The sequence below is a fragment of the Virgisporangium aurantiacum genome (assembly GCF_016863635.1).
GTDB classification, from domain to species: Bacteria; Actinomycetota; Actinomycetes; order Mycobacteriales; family Micromonosporaceae; genus Virgisporangium; species Virgisporangium aurantiacum.
This window is the reverse complement of the sequence record NZ_BOPG01000003.1, coordinates 81725-99490: the sequence shown is the minus strand read 5'-3', so window position 1 is coordinate 99490 and position 17766 is coordinate 81725. Positions and strand designations below refer to the sequence as shown.

Annotated in this window: 9 protein-coding genes and 1 pseudogene; 4 read left to right on the top strand and 6 right to left on the bottom strand. The window is 70.4% G+C overall.

Going from position 1 to position 17766, the window contains the following annotated elements; genetic code table 11:
• Nucleotides 1–45: 45 nt before the first annotated feature.
• Nucleotides 46–5796 carry a ThuA domain-containing protein gene (locus tag Vau01_RS01095; RefSeq protein WP_373320144.1) on the bottom strand — a complete coding sequence of 1917 codons (5751 nt, stop codon included), beginning with the start codon at nt 5794–5796 and terminating at the stop codon, nt 46–48.
• A 201-nt stretch (nt 5797–5997) separates the two neighbouring features.
• On the opposite strand from Vau01_RS01095, the gene Vau01_RS01090 reads away from it, so the two are divergent.
• Genes Vau01_RS01090 through Vau01_RS01080 form a run of 3 tightly spaced genes read left to right on the top strand, consistent with a single transcriptional unit; the run spans nt 5998 to nt 7109 of the window.
• Nucleotides 5998–6333: a PadR family transcriptional regulator gene (locus Vau01_RS01090; RefSeq protein WP_203985999.1), complete on the top strand. Its 336-nt coding sequence runs from the start codon at nt 5998–6000 to the stop codon at nt 6331–6333.
• Complete coding sequence (locus Vau01_RS01085; protein WP_203985996.1) at nt 6321–6578, top strand: hypothetical protein; 258 nt, start codon at nt 6321–6323, stop codon at nt 6576–6578. Before Vau01_RS01090 ends, Vau01_RS01085 begins: the two co-directional genes overlap by 13 nt.
• Complete coding sequence (locus Vau01_RS01080) at nt 6579–7109, top strand: hypothetical protein (protein ID WP_203985994.1); 531 nt, start codon at nt 6579–6581, stop codon at nt 7107–7109.
• Here Vau01_RS01080 and Vau01_RS01075 read toward each other — a convergent pair.
• Together Vau01_RS01075 and Vau01_RS01070 are read right to left on the bottom strand one after the other, a co-directional pair.
• Complete coding sequence (locus Vau01_RS01075; RefSeq protein WP_203985992.1) at nt 7065–9041, bottom strand: serine hydrolase; 1977 nt, start codon at nt 9039–9041, stop codon at nt 7065–7067. The genes Vau01_RS01080 and Vau01_RS01075 overlap by 45 nt on opposite strands.
• 72 nt (nt 9042–9113) lie before the next feature.
• Nucleotides 9114–10067, bottom strand: a complete 954-nt coding sequence (locus Vau01_RS01070) for a helix-turn-helix transcriptional regulator (protein ID WP_203985990.1) — start codon at nt 10065–10067, stop codon at nt 9114–9116.
• Nucleotides 10068–10129: 62 nt separating this feature from the next.
• On the opposite strand from Vau01_RS01070, the pseudogene Vau01_RS01065 reads away from it, so the two are divergent.
• Nucleotides 10130–11219: pseudogene (locus Vau01_RS01065) on the top strand (epoxide hydrolase family protein).
• 11 nt (nt 11220–11230) lie between these two features.
• Here Vau01_RS01065 and Vau01_RS01060 read toward each other — a convergent pair.
• The 3 genes from Vau01_RS01060 to Vau01_RS01050 form a co-directional block, all read right to left on the bottom strand.
• A complete protein-coding gene (locus Vau01_RS01060; RefSeq protein WP_203985988.1) occupies nt 11231–11890 on the bottom strand; it encodes a response regulator in 660 nt (219 codons plus the stop codon).
• 16 nt (nt 11891–11906) lie between these two features.
• Complete coding sequence (locus Vau01_RS01055; protein WP_203985986.1) at nt 11907–13022, bottom strand: sensor histidine kinase; 1116 nt, start codon at nt 13020–13022, stop codon at nt 11907–11909.
• A gap of 267 nt (nt 13023–13289) precedes the next feature.
• Nucleotides 13290–17579 carry a galactose-binding domain-containing protein gene (locus tag Vau01_RS01050; protein ID WP_203985984.1) on the bottom strand — a complete coding sequence of 1430 codons (4290 nt, stop codon included), beginning with the start codon at nt 17577–17579 and terminating at the stop codon, nt 13290–13292.
• Between the last annotated feature and the right edge of the window lie 187 nt (nt 17580–17766).

Sequence of the window (17766 nt, the reverse complement as noted above, 5' to 3'; positions counted from 1 at the left end):
TGAAGGCGGGGCGGCCCGACGCACCGGGCCGCCCCGCGAACCGTCCTACAGTGTGCCTCCTTCGGGGACGGTCGTCGCGTCGCCGGGCAGGCGACCGGTTCCCTTCAGCGGCTTACCGCCGTTGGTGGCGGCGGCACCGGCGGCACCGCTCGCGCCGGGAGTGCCGCCCAGCCGGACGATCATCGCGTCCGCGTCGCGGATCAGCGTGGCCCGGACCTCGGCGTTGGTGACCACGGTCGGGTCGTTGACGGCCTGCTTGTACTGGGCGAGCAGCATGAGCGCCCGCTCGTCGTTGCCGACCGCCTCGGCCTGCCGCACCGCCGTGAGCCGGTTCGTCAGGGCCCGGTGCGCCTGCAGCGACAGCCAGCCGACCGCGCGGAACCGGTCGTGCAGGTTCTGCATGTCGCGGAACGACGTGGTGACGAAGAACCGCACGTTCGACGTCGTCTGGTTGCCCGCCTTGTCGGTCGCCGTGACCACCAGTTCGTGCAGGCCGAGGTTCAGTTCGTACATGGCCTGCAGCGTGTTGCTCTGGTACGACCGGCCGTCGAGCGTGCCGACCACCGACTTGATCCCCGACGTCGGGTCGACCGCCTGGAACGTGACCCGCACGTCCTGGCTGTCGCCGTACAACTGACCGTCGGCGAGGCCGCCGATGAGCAGCGTGGGCTTCGTGGCGTCGATGGTGATGACCGCCGACTTGATGGTCTCCACGTTGCCCGCCACGTCGGTCGCCCGGTAGCGGACGGTGTGTTCGCCGTCTCCGGTGACGTCGACCGGTTGCGTGTACGGCGTCCAGGGGCCGTTGTCGAGCGAGTACTCCACAGTGGACACTCCGGATACCGGATCGACCGACGTCAGCGTGACCGGCACCTTGCCGTTGTGCCAGCCGTCGTCGTTCGGCGGCGCGAACGTCGCCGACGTGACGGGCGCGGTCGCGTCGATCTTCACCGGCACCGACTTCGCCGCCTCGACGTTGTTCGCCGCGTCGAGCGACCGGAACCGCACCTCGTGCGTGCCGTCACCGGAGACCGTGAACGGCTCGGTGTAGGCGGTCCACGCGGTGGCGGTGTCGACCTGGTACTCGGTGCGGGTCACCCCGACGTTGTCGGTGGCGGCCAGGGTGACCGTCGCCGGGCCGGTGTACCACCCGTTCGAGACCGGGCCGGCGACGGTCGCCGCCGTCGTCGGTGCCTCGGTGTCACCCGAACCCGGTGTGGTGAGCCGGAAGTAGTCGAACGTCGCCGGCTTCGACGCCGTCTGCGCGGCGCCGAGCGTGAAGAGGCCGACCTTCGACAGACCGGGGTTGGTGAGCGGCTCGAACGACGTCCACGTGGTGCCGTCGACCGAGTACGACGCGGTGTACGTGTTGCCGGTCTTGACGATCCGCAGATGCCACGCGCCGCTCGTCAGGTTGGTGATCTGCGGCTGCGGGTTCTGCACCACACCGCCGATCTCGCTGCGGTACTCGATCCGCCGGCTCACCGGCTGGCCCGCCGCGTTGTCGGCGATGTAGTCGAGCTTGATGTAGTTGTCGTCGTCGAGGTACACGAGCAGACCGCCTTGCTGGTACTGCTCGTTAAACGCGCTGCCGTCGATTCTCGTCTGCGCCGTCCAGTCGCCGCTGGGCACGGTCTGCAGGATGAAGTTCGTCGGCCCCGTGTTGTTGGTCGTGTAGATGTCACCGTTCGGCACGTCGATCGTCAGGCCGCCGTTGGTGAGCCGGTACTTGGTCGGGTCCTCCCGCACGATCGCGTTCCACCGGCACTTGTCCAATGTGGACGCCGTGAACTCGTCGGACGGGTCGACCGCGCCGGTGGGCTCGTCCGGAGAGATCTGGAACCAGTCGAACGACGCGTCGATCACCGGCGCGTCCCCGCCGCCCTGCAACGCGAACAGGCCGACCTTCGGTGCGGTGATGCCGGCCAGATCGGCCGCGCGGCCGACCGCGGTGAACGTCTGCCCGTCACCGGACATCGCCGCGGTCAGGTTCGTGCCGTCGCTGGTGAGGCGCAGCCAGATCGACGCACCGGCGGGTGCGGCGGCGCTGTCGGCGCCCTCGTTGCGCGGCGTGCCGGCAGTCTCGCGGATGAACTCCACCCGCGGCGAGCCGGACCACAGCAGGTCGAGCTTGGCGTAGTTGTCGTCGTCGCCGTAGACGATCAGACCGGCCTGCTGGTAGTTGACCGCCACCGGCAGCGACACCTTCGTCGTCGCCTGCCACGGCCCGCCCGGGGTGGGCTGCAGCACGATGTTGGTCGCGTCGTTGCGCGTCCCGTACAGGTCGCCGACGCCGGTCGGCAGCACGAGGTTCCCGCCCCGCACCGCGTACGTCTGCGACTCTCTGACCACTGTGGACCATCGCGTGCGGTCGAGCGCCGTACCGGTGAAGTCGTCCGACCGGGCGCCGAAGCACGACGTGTTCGGTGCGTTCACGGTCACCTGGACGGAAGCGGTTCCCGCCGCGCCCAGGCTGTCGGTGACGGTCAGCGTCGCCGTGAACGTGCCCGGAACCGTGTAGGTGTGCGACGCGTTCGCACCGGTCGCCGTCCCGCCGTCGCCGAACGTCCAGGCGTAGGTGAGCGCGGTGTCGCCGTCCGGGTCGGTGGCCGAACCGGTGAACTGCACGGCGAGCGGCGAGTCGCCGCTCTGCGGGGTCGCCCCCACGGTGACCACCGGACGCGCGTTGGTCGACACGCCCCTGCCGATGAAGTCGACCCAGTTGACGTTGAACAGGCTGCCGGTTCCCGTGTCACCGGCCGGGTTGCGCGCGACGAAGAACAGCGGTCCCTCGGTGCCGCTCACCGCCACCGTCACGTCGGTGTAGGTCTGCCACGCACCCGTGCCCGGCACGGTCGCGGTCGCCAGCAACGGCCCGGCCGTCGACCCGGTGCGCACCTCGATCCGTCCGCCCGCGGCCGCCGACGCGACGCGGAACCGCACCTGGCTGATACCGGTCAGGTTCGCCGGCTTGATCGACCACCAGTCACCGTCCTCGATGAACCCGATGTTCTGGAAGCCGCCGGCGGTGTCGCTGGTGGTCTCCCGCTGGACGCCCGGATCGCCGCCGCCGACTCCGTCCATGGTGCGCCCGGTCTCCGAGTAGTACTCGGCCTGCTTGCGCTTGGGCTGCAACTGTTCGATCGCCCGTCCGATGAGCGGGCCCGCGCCGCCGGTGCCGCCGTTGTCGGTGTAGGTCGCCTCGAACACCGCGAACACGTTGGCCTCGGCGCCGTGGCCGGCGTCGAGCGAGGTCTGCACGGTTCCGGTGCAGCCGGTGTATCCCTGCAACGGGTGCGCGTGCGCGTCGTGGCCGAGATACAACTGCAGGTGGACGCGCGAGCAGTCGATCGTGCCGTCCTCCGGGTCGGTCACCCGCACGGTGTAGTTGACCTGGTCGCCCCAGTCGAAGAAGCCGCCGTCGGGCGGGAACTCGATGACGACCGTCGGCGCCGTGTTCCCGACGGTGATCGGCACGTTGGCCACCGCGGTGCGCTCGGCCTCGTTGGTGACGGTGAGCTGTGCGGTGTAGTTACCCGTCGCGGTGTAGGTGTGTACGGGGTTGGCGTCGGTGGACGTGCCGCCGTCGCCGAACGCCCACGCGTAGGTGAGCTGGCCGCCGTCTGGGTCGCGCGAACCGGCGCTGGAGAACTGGACGGTCAACGGCGCCGCCCCGGACGTCGGGGTGCCGGCCGCCACCGCGATCGGTGCCCGTTCGCCGGCCACGTAGTCGATCCGGTAGACGCCCGAGTCGTCGTTGTTGCCGCCGAAGCCGGTGCCCCACTCGATCATGTAGAGCGCGCCGTCCGGCCCGAACTCGAAGTCCATCGGGCGCAGGAAGCTCATCCCGGTGAGCAACTGGTTGATGTCCACAAGGGACGTTCCGTCGTCGCCGACCTGGAACGTGTACATCTTGTTCTGGTTCCACTCACCGAACATGGCCTTGCCGTCGTAGTAGCCCGGCCATTCGCGGTCGCTGTTCGGCAGGTTCTCGTACCGGTACACCGGGCCGCCCATCGGCGCGCCGCCGCCACCGATCTCCGGGAACAACGGGTTGCCGCTGTAGTCGTAGTCCACCGTGGCCGGTATGGCCGGCGGCAGATTCTGCAGTCCCGTGTTGTTCGGCGAGTTGTTGACCGGCGCGGCGCAGTCGAACTTCGGTCCGCTCGGCCCGGACGGGAACGTGTAGTCGTTGTAGGCGTAGTTGTTGCCGTGGCAGTACGGCCAGCCGTAGTTGCCGGCCGCGCCGATCGCGTTCCACTCGACCGTGCCCTCGGGTCCGCGGTTCGGGTCGGCGGCCGGCGCGTCCGGGCCGTAGTCACCGACGTAGAGCGTCGACGACGGGATGTCGTAGCCGATCCGGAACGGGTTGCGGAAGCCCATCGCGTAGATCTCGGACCGCGTCTGCGCCGTCCCCACCGGGAACAGGTTGCCGGCCGGCACCGTGTACGTGCCGTCGCTTTCGGGGTGGATGCGGAGCACCTTGCCGCGCAGGTCGTTGGTGTTGCCCGACGTGCGTTGGGCGTCGTAGTCCTGCCGGCCGGGCCGTTCGTCGATCGGGTTGAAGGAGCCCGACTCGAACGGGTTGGTGTTGTCGCCGGTGGACAGGTACAGGTTGCCGTCGCCGTCGAACACCATGCTGCCGCCCGCGTGGCAGCAGGTGTTCCGCTGCGTCGTCACCTCCAGGACGACCTTCTCGCTGGCCGCGTCGAGCGTGTCGCCGGTGACCGTGAACCGCGCCAGCCGGTTGCGGGTGATCCCGTCGTTCGGCGCGTAGTACAGGTAGATCCATTTGTTCGTGGCGAAACCGGGATCGAGGCGCATGCCGATGAGGCCGTCCTCGTTGCCGGTGAACACGTCGAGGTCGATCGCGGTGGTGGTGATGCCGGTGTCGGGGCGGATCACCTGCACGCGTCCGTCGCGCTCGATGTAGAAGACCCGCCCGTCGGGCGCGATGTCGAGCTCCATCGGGTTGCTGGTGTTGCTGTCGAGCGTCACCTTCTCGAAGCTGCTCGTCAGCGACGCCCGGCAGTCGGCGTCGACGGCACCGGCAGCGGTCTGGATGCCGCCGAGCAGATGGCCGCGGAACGCCGGGTCGGCGTACGACTCGATGGTGTGGCCCATGCCGGTGTACCAGGCGCGGCCGCCGTCGTAGTCCTGGCACCAGGCGATCGGGTGGTCGGCGCCCATCGCGCCGGCGCCGGGCGCGTAGGTCGACTCGTCGAGTTCGGCCAGCACGTGGGTGTGCCCGCGCGGATTGGTCTGGTAGTTGTACAACTCGTCGAACCGCGACCACTCGGCCGGAAGCTCCGATGTGGACGGATGCGCCGGGTCCTCGACCTTGACCGTGACCTGCTGGTTGGCCGGGTGCGAGGCGAAGTAGGCGCCGACCAGTTCGCCGTACCACGGCCACTGGTACTCGGTGTCGGACGCCGCGTGGACGCCGACGTAGCCGCCGCCAGCCTGGATGTACCGCTCGAACGCGGCCTGCTGGTTGAGGTCGAGCACGTCGCCGGTCGTCGACAGCCAGATCACCGCCGCGTACTGCGCGAGGTTGTCGTCGGTGAACGCGGCCGCGTCCTCGGTGGTGGCCACCGAGAATCCGTTGGCGGCGCCCAGATCCTGGATCGCGGCGATGCCGGCCGGGATGGAGTCGTGGCGGAAGCCGGCGGTCTTGGAGAAGACCAGCACGGAGAAGGGGTCCGCCGCTTTCGGCGCGGCGGGCGCCGACCGGGCGGGGGCCGCGGTGAGGGCCGCGGCGACGACGGTGCCGACGATCGCGAGCAACAAGCTCACGGCGGCATGGACGAATCTGCTACGGCGATGTGCGGACACGCGGGCTCCTCGAAGGAAGGGGTGGTGCGCCCACGCCGGCTCGCCGAAGACCGACCTGGGTGTACGTAAGGTCACCGAACAAAGCAGTGGTGAGCCTAAATGAAGACGACCCTCGATTGGAACCCTCTTGTTCCGAGGGCCTGACCTATATAGAGTACGATAATGAGGTTGACGCTCCAGGTGCAGCTGGTCCTCCGGACCCTGCTCGACGACCCCGACCGTGAGCTCTACGGCCTGGAGTTCGTCGACGGCACCGGCCTGCCGCCCGGCACGATCTATCCGATCCTGGCCCGCCTGGAGAGCGCCGGCTGGATCGACAGCCGGTGGGAGGAGGTCGACCAGCACGAGGTCGGCCGGCCCCGGCGCCGCTACTACCGGCTGACGCCCGACGGGACGGAGCAGGCCCGCGACGGGCTCGCCGCCGTGGCCGCCCGCCAGCGCCGCACGGGGGGCGCCGCCAGCCGGTTCGCGACCGGGGGTGCGTCATGGAATGGCTGAAGCTCCTGCTGCGCGTCGCGGGCCTGGCGCTGCCCGCGCCGTACCGGCAGCGGTGGTTGGAGGAGACGCTGGCCGTCCTCCACGACGTGCACGGGTGGCGGCGCTGGTGGTACGCCGTCGACACCGCGCTGAAGGCACCGTTGCTGGCCCGCGAGTACCAGCGTGGCCCGCTGCTGCCGCCGCGCTGGCTGACCGCGTTCGCCGGTGCCGTGCTGGTGGCGACGCCCTGCCTGACCGTCGGCTAGGTGTACCTCGGCGCGATGGTCGGGCTCGATTCGCGGGTGACCCTCATCGTGCTGATGCTGCTGGCACCGCTGCCCACGGTTGCCGTCCGGTCGTTCCTCATCGCGACCCGGCGCGGCGGCGGCGTCCGCTACGCCGGGGCCGCCGCGCTCACGGCGATGGTCGCGGTCGGCCCGATCGGCACGCTCCGGGCCGCCGTCGAGGAAAAAGGCGATTGGACGGTGCTGGGCGCGGCCCTTCTCGGCGGGTGGCTCATCTGGGTCAACGTCGCGATCCTGCGCCGCCGCACCGGAGCGGCCGATCAGGCGGTGCTCGGCGTCGTCGCCGGAGGTGCGATCGTGCTCCTCGCGGCGGCGGCGTTGGTGACCGAGGGCATGCTGTGGGGGTTCGTGATCATCGGCATCATGACGACGATCCCCGTGCTCGGCATGTGGTGCCTGATGGCCGGGTTCCGCATGCTGTTCGGGCGTCCCGACCTGATGCTCGGGTCAGATGCCGGCGGCACCGATCGCGGTGTTGAGGTCGGCGGCTAGCTTCGTCAACGTGGCGTCGGAGTCGCGGATCGTGTTGGTGTTGACGATGTAGCACCAGTCGATCCCGTCGGTGCGCGACTCGGCGCGGCTGTAGCAGCCCGGCATCGAGCCGGTGCGGGCCGAGCCCGGCGCGCGCCCGCCGATGCCCCACACGGCGTGGTCGGCGATGAAGCGGGTCACCGCGGGCGCGGTGGTGATCAGGCCGCCGCCGGAGTCCATCGCCTCGACGAGGAAGTTGCCGTACGCCGCCGGCACCAGCGCGTCCGACCACGGGTCGACGGCACTGCTGCCGGCGTCGGCGTGGTCGTAGCTCACCTCGTCGCCGCGCCGGCCGGCCCGCTCGGTGGCGCCGACGAACACCTGGCCGTCGACGCCGAGGGGCTGCAGCACCGACTGCGCGAGGTAGTCGCGGAACGGCATGCCGCTGACCTCCTCCACGACGAGACCGAGCAGCACGTAGCCGAAGTTCGAGTACCGGTCGCCGGAGTCGTAGGCGGTCGTGTCGCCGGGGGTGTACTGCAGGGGCTCGCCGTACATGTAGCGGGCGACGTCGCGCTTTGTCGCGCGTCCCGGAAGATTCAACGCCCGGGCGATGTCGCGCGTCCGGAACACCGGGTCCACGCCGGACACCCGGCGGACCCAGCCGCCGGTGTGGTCGACACACTGCCGCACGGTGACGTCGTCGACGCGCCCGTCCTTCGTCTGGCTCGGCAGCGCGACGCCGGTGATGCCGAGCAGCGGGAACACCTCGTCGTCGAGGTCGAGTTGGCCGTTCTGCACCAGGCTGCGGATCGCGGCGCAGGCGAACGCCTTGCTGACGCTGGCGACGCGCATGAGGCTGTCGGACTGCGTCTCCGGATAGCCGGGCTCGGCCCAGGTGTAGCCGGCCGACAGCCGCAACGTCCCGTTGCGCCGGACCGCGAGCTGGCCGGCCCGGACCCCGCGCGACTGCATGAAGTCGCGCATCACCGCGTGGACGCCGGTGAACGACCCGCCGGCGGCGACGGTCTGCGTGAAGGCGCGCGGGATCGGCAGGTCGCGAGCGGCGAACACGGCCGCATAGCGGGTGCCCGCACCGGTTCCGCCACCCTGCACGACGATCGGGTACCGGCCGGCCGCGAGCTGCGTGTCGAATTCCTGTTGGTACTGCTGGGAATCCAGGCCGTGGCGGGCAACCCAGCCGCCGACGCTGTCGTCGGTGAACACGCCGAGGTACTGCAGGGAGTCGGACGCGTCGACGAACGCCGGCCGCAGGCCCGCCGCCGTGTAGCCGTCGAACCAGTCCTGGTACCCGTTGCCGTCGCCCATGTCGTGCGCCTGCCACTTGACGTCGCCCGGGTTCGGGAGCCAGACGCCGGCGTAGGTGCGGTCGCGGTTGCCGCCGTAGATGGCGATCGTCTTCGGGACGCAGTGGTGGTCGCGCGCCCACGCGTTGACGTTCGACAGCGTGCCTTCCGTGTCGGCCGGCCCGTCGACCAACCCGTGGCGGGCGATCCAGGCGGGTGCCGTGATCTTCTCGAACACCGCGGCGAAGACCGGGTTGGCGCGCGGGCCGGTGGCGCTCACGAGTACCGGCACGAAGCCGTCTCTGGTCAGTTGGTCGAACCGCGCCTGGTAGCCGGCCGCGTCGAGGCCGTGCAGCGCCGCCCAGGCCGGGCCGCCCCGCCTGATCCAGACCGCCGCGTAGCGTGGATCGGCCCGGTGGCCGTAGACGCTGAGCGAGATCATCCGGTAGCCGGCGGCGCTCAGTTCGTTGAACTTCTGCTGGTGGGTGGCGCCGGTGACGCCGTGGTACGCGGTCATCGCCTCGCCCGGCGCCGCGTGCGCGATGTCCGTCGCGACAAGCAACGGCGTGCCCGCTGCCGCCGGGGCCGCGACGGTGGCCGCCGCGGCGGCGCGGATGAGCGAACGGCGGCTCACGGTCCAGGTCATGTTCTAGTCCCCTCAGGCATCCGGCTGCGGGGCGATCCTTACATGGTGATTTGACCTGATTCCGAGTAATCCTTATTTTGCCCCATTTTCTGTCGCGCTTCCGACGCGCCGGTGGACGTCGCGCAGCGCGTCGAGAAGGTCGGGCGGGCCGTCGACCGTGAAGTCGGCGTCGAGCATCAGGATGTGCAGCGCGAGCCGGGCGGGGCTGTCGGCGCCCGCGTGGACGACGCACGTCGCGTCGTCGACCGGCTCGACCAGCACGGTGGGCGGCACCCTGGCCGCGATCTCCGCGGCGGGCGCGTGCACGGTGACCCGGGCCCGCAGGCGACTCAGCGCCGCGTCGACCCCGCGCGGCACGAGATCGGCGGGCGGCTCCGCGCGCGGCGTGAACCGCGACCCGGCCGGTGTCCGCAGGGTCATCCGGTCGACCCGGAAGGTCCGCCAGGCGTCGCGGTGCACGTCCCAGGCGACGAGGTACCAGCGGCGGCCGGTGTTGACCAGCCGGTACGGCTCGACGTCCCGTTCGTCCCGGCCGCCGTCGTGCGCCCGGTAGTCGAAGCGGATGCGGTGCCGGTCACGACAGGCCGAGGTGACGCTCACCAGCATGCCGGTGTCGATGGGTGCCACGGCCGGCTGGAGCATGGACGTGTACTCGTGCACGGCGCCGACCCGCCGCCGCAACCGGTCGGGGAGCACCTGTTCGAGCTTGACCAGCGCCCGCACGGCCGTCTCCTCGATGCCGGTCACCGTGCCACCGGCCGCCGCCCGCAGGCTGGTGGCGACGGCCACCGCCTCCTCGTCGTCGAGGAGCAGCGGCGGGAGCTTCGCACCGGCGCCCAGCCGGTACCCGCCGGCGACCCCGGGGACGGCGTGCACCGGGTAACCGAGGTCGCGCAGCTTCCCGACGTCGTACCGCAGGGTGCGCGGGCTCACCCGGAGGCGATCGGCCAGCTCCGCGCCCGTCCAATTGCTTCTGCTCTGCAAAAGGGACAGCAGTTGGAGAAGGCGGGCCGAGGGTTCCAACATCCCGCCAACTCTGCCGCAGATCGCGGCAACTATCTTGCCGCAATTGTCGCCAGGCTGATCGCATGACGGTTCCTCTCACGATCGAAATTCCGCAGACCGACCTCGACGACCTGCGTGAGCGGCTGCTCCGGGTGCGGTGGCCGGAACCGGTGCCGGGCGCCGGTGCCGAGCGCGGCATGCCGCAGGACCGGATGCGTGAGCTGGTCGAGTACTGGGCGACGAAGTACGACTGGCGGGCCCACGAGGCGCGGCTCAACGCGTTTCCGCAGTTCCGGACCACGATCGACGGGCAGCCGATCCACTTCCTGCACGTGCGCTCGCCCGAGCCGGACGCCGTCCCGCTGATCCTCACCCACGGCTGGCCCGGCTCGGTCGTCGAGTTCCTCGACGTGATCGGCCCGCTGACCGAACCCCGCGCCGACGGCCCCGCCTTTCACCTGGTGATCCCGTCGCTGCCCGGTTACGGGTTCTCCGCGCCGCTGGCCGGCACCGGCTGGACCATCAACCGCATCGCCCGCGCGTGGGCGGAGCTCATGGCGTCGCTGGGCTACGACCGGTACGGCGCCCAGGGTGGCGACTGGGGCTCGGGCATCTCGCGCGAACTCGGCCGGGTCGACCCGGACCACGTGATCGGCATCCACGTCAACTACCTCCTGACCTTCGGTTCCCCGGCCGGCCTGGACTCCGCGGATCAGGCCCGGTTGGCGGGTCTCCAGCGGTTCACCGGTGACCTGGGCGGTTACATGGCGATCCAGTCCACCCGCCCCGACACGCTCGCCTACGGCCTCGCCGACTCGCCGGTCGGCCAGCTCGCCTGGATCGCCGAGAAGTTCGTCGACCGACGGCGACGTGGACGTCGACGCCCTGCTGACGAACGTCACGCTGTACTGGCTGACGAACACGGCGGGCTCGTCGGCCCAGCTCTACTACGAGTTCACGCACGCCTGGGGCGAGCCGCAGCGGTCGGGCGTGCCCACCGGGGTCGCGGTGTTCCCGAAGGACATCGCGCTGCCGGTGCGGTCGCTCGCCGAACAGACCGACACGGTGACCCACTGGACCGAGTTCGACCGGGGTGGCCACTTCGCCGCCCTGGAAACACCCGACCTGTTGGTGGACGACGTGCGCGCGTTCTTCCGTTCGATCTGCCCGTAGCGGTTCGACGATCAGGGTGTGACCAGGCCGGTCTCGTAGGCGAGGACCACCAGTTGGGCGCGGTCGCGGGCGTGCAGTTTGGTCATGGCGCGGCTGATGTGCGTCTTCGCGGTGGCGACGCTGATCACCATGCGCTCGGCGATGTCGTGGTTGGAGAGCCCGCGCGCGGCGAGCGCCATCACCTCCCGTTCCCGATTGGTCAGGACGTCGAGCGCCGCCGTGCGACCGCTGCTCGGCGGCCTCGACACGTACGCGCCGATCAGGCGGCGGGTGATCGCGGGGGAGAGCAGCGCGTCGCCGCGCGCGGCCACCCGGATGCCGTGCAACAGGTCGACCGGTTCGGTGTCCTTGACCAGGAATCCGGCCGCACCGGCCCGCAACCCCTCGTAGACGTGCTCGTCGATGCCGTAGTTGGTGAGGATCACCACCCGGGTGCCGGCGAGCGCCGGATCGGCGACGATGCGCCGGGTCGCCTCGATGCCGTCGAGCACCGGCATCTGGATGTCGACGAGTGCCACGTCGGGCCGGTGCCGCGCGGCGAGCGTGACCGCCTCGGCACCGTTGGCGGCCTCGGCCACCACGCTGAGGTCGTCTTCGGCCTCGATGAGCGCCCGGAAGCCGGCCCGGATGAGCGGTTGATCGTCGACGAGCAGGATCCGTATCTGTGTCATGGTGCCGCCTCCACGGTCATGCTGCGGCCTCCACGGGTAAGACGGCGCGCACGCTGAACCCGGCGTCGGGACGCGGACCAAAATGCAACGACCCGCCCAGCGCGGCGACCCGTTCGCGCATGCCGGTGAGCCCGACGCCGGGTTCGGCCGCGCCACCCCGGCCGTCGTCGTCGACCTGGACGGCGAGTTCGCCGTCGCGGTACTCCACGTGCACCGACGCGGTGGCCGGCCCGGCGTGCCGGGTGACGTTGGTGAGCGCCTCCTGCACGATGCGGTACGCGGTGCGGTCGACCGGGGGCGGCAGGTCGCGCCGTTCACCGCTGACCGTGACCCGCACCGGTACGCCGGCCTTCACCGCTCCCTCCACGAGCCCGTCGAGCCGGCTCAACCCGACCGTCGCCGGCTCCCCATCGGCTTGCGGGTCGGCCCGCAGCACCTCCAGCGTCGCCCGCAGTTCGCGCATCGCCTCCCGGCTGGTCTCCTGGATGGTCAGCAGCGCCGGCGGCACCTCCTCGGACCGCTTGCGGGCCAGGTGCACCGCGACCCCGGCCTGCACGTTGATCAGCGAGATGCTGTGGGTGAGCGAGTCGTGCAGTTCGCGCGCGATGCGTAGCCGCTCCTCGTCGGCCCGGCGCCGCGCCGTCTCCTCGCGGGTGCGCTCCGCGTCGAGCGCCCGCTGCTCGAGCTGGCGGACGAGTTCGGCCGCCACGCAGGCCGCGACCATCCAACCGATGAGCAGCATCCAGCGCTGCAGCGCGTCGGGCGGAAGCCGCCCGCTGCCCACCGTCGCCAGCTCCGCGGTGTAGCCGCCGACGAGCACGGCCGTGACGGCCGCGCCGGCCGCCCACCGCTGCCGCGACCGGACGGCCATGTACAGCGCGACGATCACCGGCAGCGACGACGCCACCCCGGGGTAGCCGCGGGCCTGGTAGGCCAGCAGCGCGACCGTGGTGACCGCGAGGACCGGCACCGGCGCCCGCCCGGCCGCCGCCGTCGCGAGCGCCGCGGTGACGAGCAGCAGCACACCGACGACATCGAGCGCCCGCCGGCTCTCCGGCGCGGTGACGGCGGCCAGCAGCACCACGACGACGAGCCCGAGCACGCCGGCGAGGGGCCGCAGTTGCCTGTTCATGGACGCACGATAGGCGCCGGCACCCGCGGCGCACGTCGCCCCGTGGTGGGAGATCCGGGTACCACTCCGGAGGTAGGACCGCGGATCCTACTGTCGCGGAGGTAGTTCCGAGGCCGCCCGGGACGCGACGACCGATCAACGCCGACATCAAGGTGTGGGCGGCCACCGCCCCACCGCCGGACCACGCCGCGATCCTCCGTCGCTGGGAGATCTTCAACGTGGTCCGGGCGGTGGCGGCGGTGGCCGCCTTCGGACTGTTGCTCGTACCTACCCGCCGGTGATGGTGAACTGCGTACCCGGTTGCCGGACGATGTCGCCGTCGGCCGAGTTCGTGATGGTGACGTTGGTCAGGGCCGCGCTGCCCTGTGCCTGTGCCATCGCCAGGATGCCGGCGCCGTTGTTCGACCGGTCGATCCGGACGTTGGTGACGACGACCCCCGGCATGTTGCCGCCCTTGAACTGGAGGCCGTCGTAGGTGGAGTCGACGATGTCGGTGTCGCGGATCGTGACGCCGACGATGGGGCTGGTGGCGGCGAACAGCGTGATCGCGCCGAACTCCTGCGCCTCGTTCCAGAACGCGCCGCCGCACCGGTACAGGCCGTTGTTGGCGACCAGCGTCGTCTGCGAGAACGGCAGCGGACTGTGGTCGGTCGCCAGCATGATGCCCGGGTAGTTCGCCGTGTCGTAGACGAGGTTGTTCTCGATCGAGTTCCGATAGCCGCCGTAGATCGCGATGCCGTTGGCCCGCCAGGGAAGCTGCACGGTGTTGTTGACGAAGTGGTTGTCGTGCCCGATGTCGACCGACTGGTCCTTCACGAACTGGTTGGCCCACACCGCGAGCGCGTCGTCGCCGGTGGTGCGGAACGACGAGTTGAACACCCGCGAGTTGCGCGTGCCGTTGCTGAAGTTGATGCCGTCGGCGTACGTGTCGCGGATGCGCATCCCGGTGAACTCCAGGCCGTCACCGGGATTCCAGTACGCCGGGGTGTCGCTGTAGTCGCGGCCGACCCACGCGCCGACGTTGACGTGCTCGATCCAGACGTTGCTGATCCTCGTGTTCTTCCCGAACCGCCCGTTGAGGCCGTGGCCGCGGTTGGCGCGGTTGGTCGTCATCCCGAAGATGGCGATGTCGGAGATCTGCGTGTTGTCGTCGATGTCGAAGCCGACGTTGCCCTCGTGCGGGTGGTTGATGTTCCCGACGACGTTCTGCGGCTCGGTGTTCGTGTACAGCTGCGAGTGCCACATGCCGGCGCCGCGCACCGTCACGTTGCGGATGCCCTTCTGGTTGTTGCCGGTGCGGGTCGGGTCGGGCGACAGGATCTTCTGCTCCTGCCGGAACCGGCCGGCGGGGATCCAGACGCAGCCGATCACACCGTTCTCGTCGTCGGTCACCGCGCGCTGGATCGCGGCGGTGTCGTCGGTGTTGTCGTCGGGCGTCGCTCCATATTGGACGATCGACGTGCATCCGGCCGGCTGGCTCAGCGCTGGCGCCACCTGCTCCAGGTCGATGAAGTCGATGACGTAGAACGACGCGCTGTCACCCGCGTCCCGTTGCAACTTGAACCGCGTACCCGGCGGGTACGACTGGCTCAGCAACGCGTTCGACTCGTCGAAGAGCCGCCGCGCGTTGGCCTGCGGCGAGTTCGACAGGCTCTCGGTGTCGTCGGTGGTGCCGTAGAGCCAGCTGTTGCGCGAGGACAGGGTCAGCTTCCGGGAGAAGGTGCCGTTGATGTAGAGGCTGATCGTCCAGTCCTGGCCGCCTCCGGAAGAAGAATCGGGGACGGAGTTGCGCACCACGATCGAGTTCGCCTGGTTCGTCGACGTGAACTCGACGAACTGGCCCTGCGAACCCAGGCGCACCGACCGGCGGCCCGACGACTCGGAGCCGAAGTTGGTGTGCCCGAACGTCCGCAGCGGGTCGGCGGTGAGAACCTCGCCGTTGTGTGCGGCGATCTCCGCCTCGTAGCTCACGTACGGCACCGCCGCGCCGCGTCCGACCACGATGGACTGGGTCAGCGAGTTGTTGCCCTCGTTGGTCTCCGCGACCACGTTGGTGGCGTCGGCGGTGGCGGTGATGGTGGCGCCGCCGCTGGTGGCCGTCCAGCTACCACTGATCGCGACGGTAGCCGTCGTACCGGCGGCGATCGACGCGGTGCTGCCGTTCAGCGTGGTGCCGCCGACCACGACCCGCGTGGTGGAAGCGGCGGAGGCGCTCGTTCCCCGGTTCTGCACGTTCACCGTGAACGTCACCTGGGCGCCGATCGCCGGGTTCGGCGGGTTGGTGCTGATCCCGGTGACCAGCAGGTCGGGGCCGGGCGCCTGGGCGACCACGAGCTGCGTCGGCGCGGTGAGGCTGTTGTTGCCGTTGTTCTGTTCCACCACCGTGTTGGTCGGATCGACCACGGCGGTGACCGCGTAGCTGCCCTGCGCGCGCGTCCCCGCGTTGACCTGAACCGTCTGCGACGCGCCGGCGGCGAGCGCACCGACGTCGGCGCTGCCGACGACCGCGCCGCCGAGGCTGAGGTTGACGGTGGTGGCCGGGCTGGCTGCCGTCCCGATGTTCTGCACCGTCGCCGACAGTGTGACGACGGAGGTCTCGGTCGGGTTGGCCGGTGACCACGTCACCGAACTCACGACGAGGTCGGGGTTCGGCGCGGGGGTGCCGCACACCTCAAGTTCGGCCACCTGACCGGACGGGGCGCCGGTGTTGGAGTTGAACCGCAACTGGACGTCGGCGGTGGTCGCGCTCACCGGGATCGTGACCGCGTTCGTGCCCTGCGTGAACTGGTAGTTGGCCGCCGACACCAGGTTCGTGTAGGCGGTCGCCGCCTGGTCGCGGCCGAGGATCTGGAAGTTCTGCGTGCGGGTGCCCCACGCCGGGTCGGGGTTCAGCTTGACGTTGACCGCGGTGATGACGTGGTTGGCGCCCAACGCCACCGTGAGGTTCTGCGGGTACGTCGCCGAGCCCTCCCAGTAGGTGGCGAGTTGGCCGTCGTTGGCCTTGTCGGGCGTGAACGTGAACGTGGACCCGGTCGCCGTCATCGTCTTGCCCTGCGCCACGTTGACGCACTGCGGCGGCTGGGATCCGGTGCGGGTGACCGTGTTGCTGTCGCCCGACAGGTTGCCGGCGCCGTCGCGCGCCCGCACGAAGTACGAGACGGTGGCCGTCGGCGGCTGGGTGTCCTGATAGGACAGTACGGTGCCGAGCGTCGCGATCAGGCTGCCGCCGCGGTACACGTTGTACCCGGCCAGGCCGCTGCCGCCGGTGTCGGTGCTCGCACCCCAGTTCAGCGTGATGACGTTGCCGGAGGTGCTGTGCGACAACGTTCCCGGCACGCTGGGCGAGGTGGTGTCGGTGCCGGTTCCGGTGCGCGTCACCGTGTTGCTGTTGCCCGACACGTTGCCGGCGGCGTCGCGGGCGCGCACGAAGTACGACACGGTGGCCGTGGTGGGCTGGGTGTCGGTGAACGTGGTGACGTTGCCGAGGGACTGCGCGAGCGTCCCGTTGCGGTAGACGTCGTACCCGGTGACCCCGACGTTGTCCGTCGAGGCGCCCCAGTTGAGGGTGATCGAGCTGCCGGACTGGGTGTAGGACAGGGTTCCGGGCACGCTCGGCGGCGTGGTGTCGGTGCCGGCGCCCGGGCCGTAGACCTCCACTTCGGACAGTTGCCCGGCCGGCCACCCGCTGTTCGCCGTGATGCTGATCCGCACGTACCGCGCGGTGGTCGTCGGCAGGCTGATGGTGACGCTGTTGGCGTTGACCGCGGGATCGAACGTGTAGTTCTGCGACGTCGTGAGGTCGGTGAACGTCGACCCGTTCGTGCTGCCCTGCACGGTGAGCGTCTGCGTGCGGGTCGCCCAGCCCGACGCCGGAAGCTTCAACACCACGCGGTTGATGCTCAGCGCGGAGCCGAGGTCGATCCGGACCCACGCCGGGAAGCCGTTGCTCTCCCAGTAGGAGCCCTGGTTCCCGTCGGTGGTCCGCGACGAGTCGTAGACGTCGGCGTGGCCGCTCTCCTGCGTCGGCCGGCCCTGCGCGAGGTTGCCGGTGGGCGTCCCGGCGCCGTAGACCTCCAGCTCGGACAGTTGCGCCGCGGCCCACCCCGTGTTGCCGCTGATGTTCACACGCACGTACCGGGTGGTCGTGGCGGTGAAGTCGACGGTGACGGCGTTACCCGTGGCGGGGTTGAACGTGCGTCCGGCACTCGCGACGATCGTGGTGAAGTTGGTTCCGTCGGCGCTGCCTTCGATGCTGAGGGTCTGCGTGCGCGCGCCCCAGCCGGTGGGCAGCTTCAGCACCACCTGGTCGACGCTGACGCTGCTGCCGAGGTCGACGCGGGCCCACTGCGGGAGGGCGCCCGAGCTCTCCCAGTAGCTGCCCTGGTTGCCGTCGTTGATGTTGCCGGCCGCGTAGGGTCCGTTGACGGTGCTGGCGGCGGCGGCCTTGCCGATGGACAGGTTCGGGCCGCCGGCCGCGCTTGCGGCGGGCACCCAGGCCCCCGCCGTCGCGGCCACGACGGCGACCGCCGTCGTGAGCACGGAGATCAGTCTTCTCATCGTGGTCCTTCTCGCTGGGGGCGGTACCGCGCGCGGCGGCCGCCCGGGCGAGGGGATCCGCGGACGCGCAGGGTGGGGTGCTTCCCGGCTGGCGGGCCGGGTGCCGTTGCACAAGAATTTCATCGACTTGTAGGAATCTTGCGCTGGGTTGGCCAAAGGTTACCTATGCCCTGTCGAGGCGTCAACA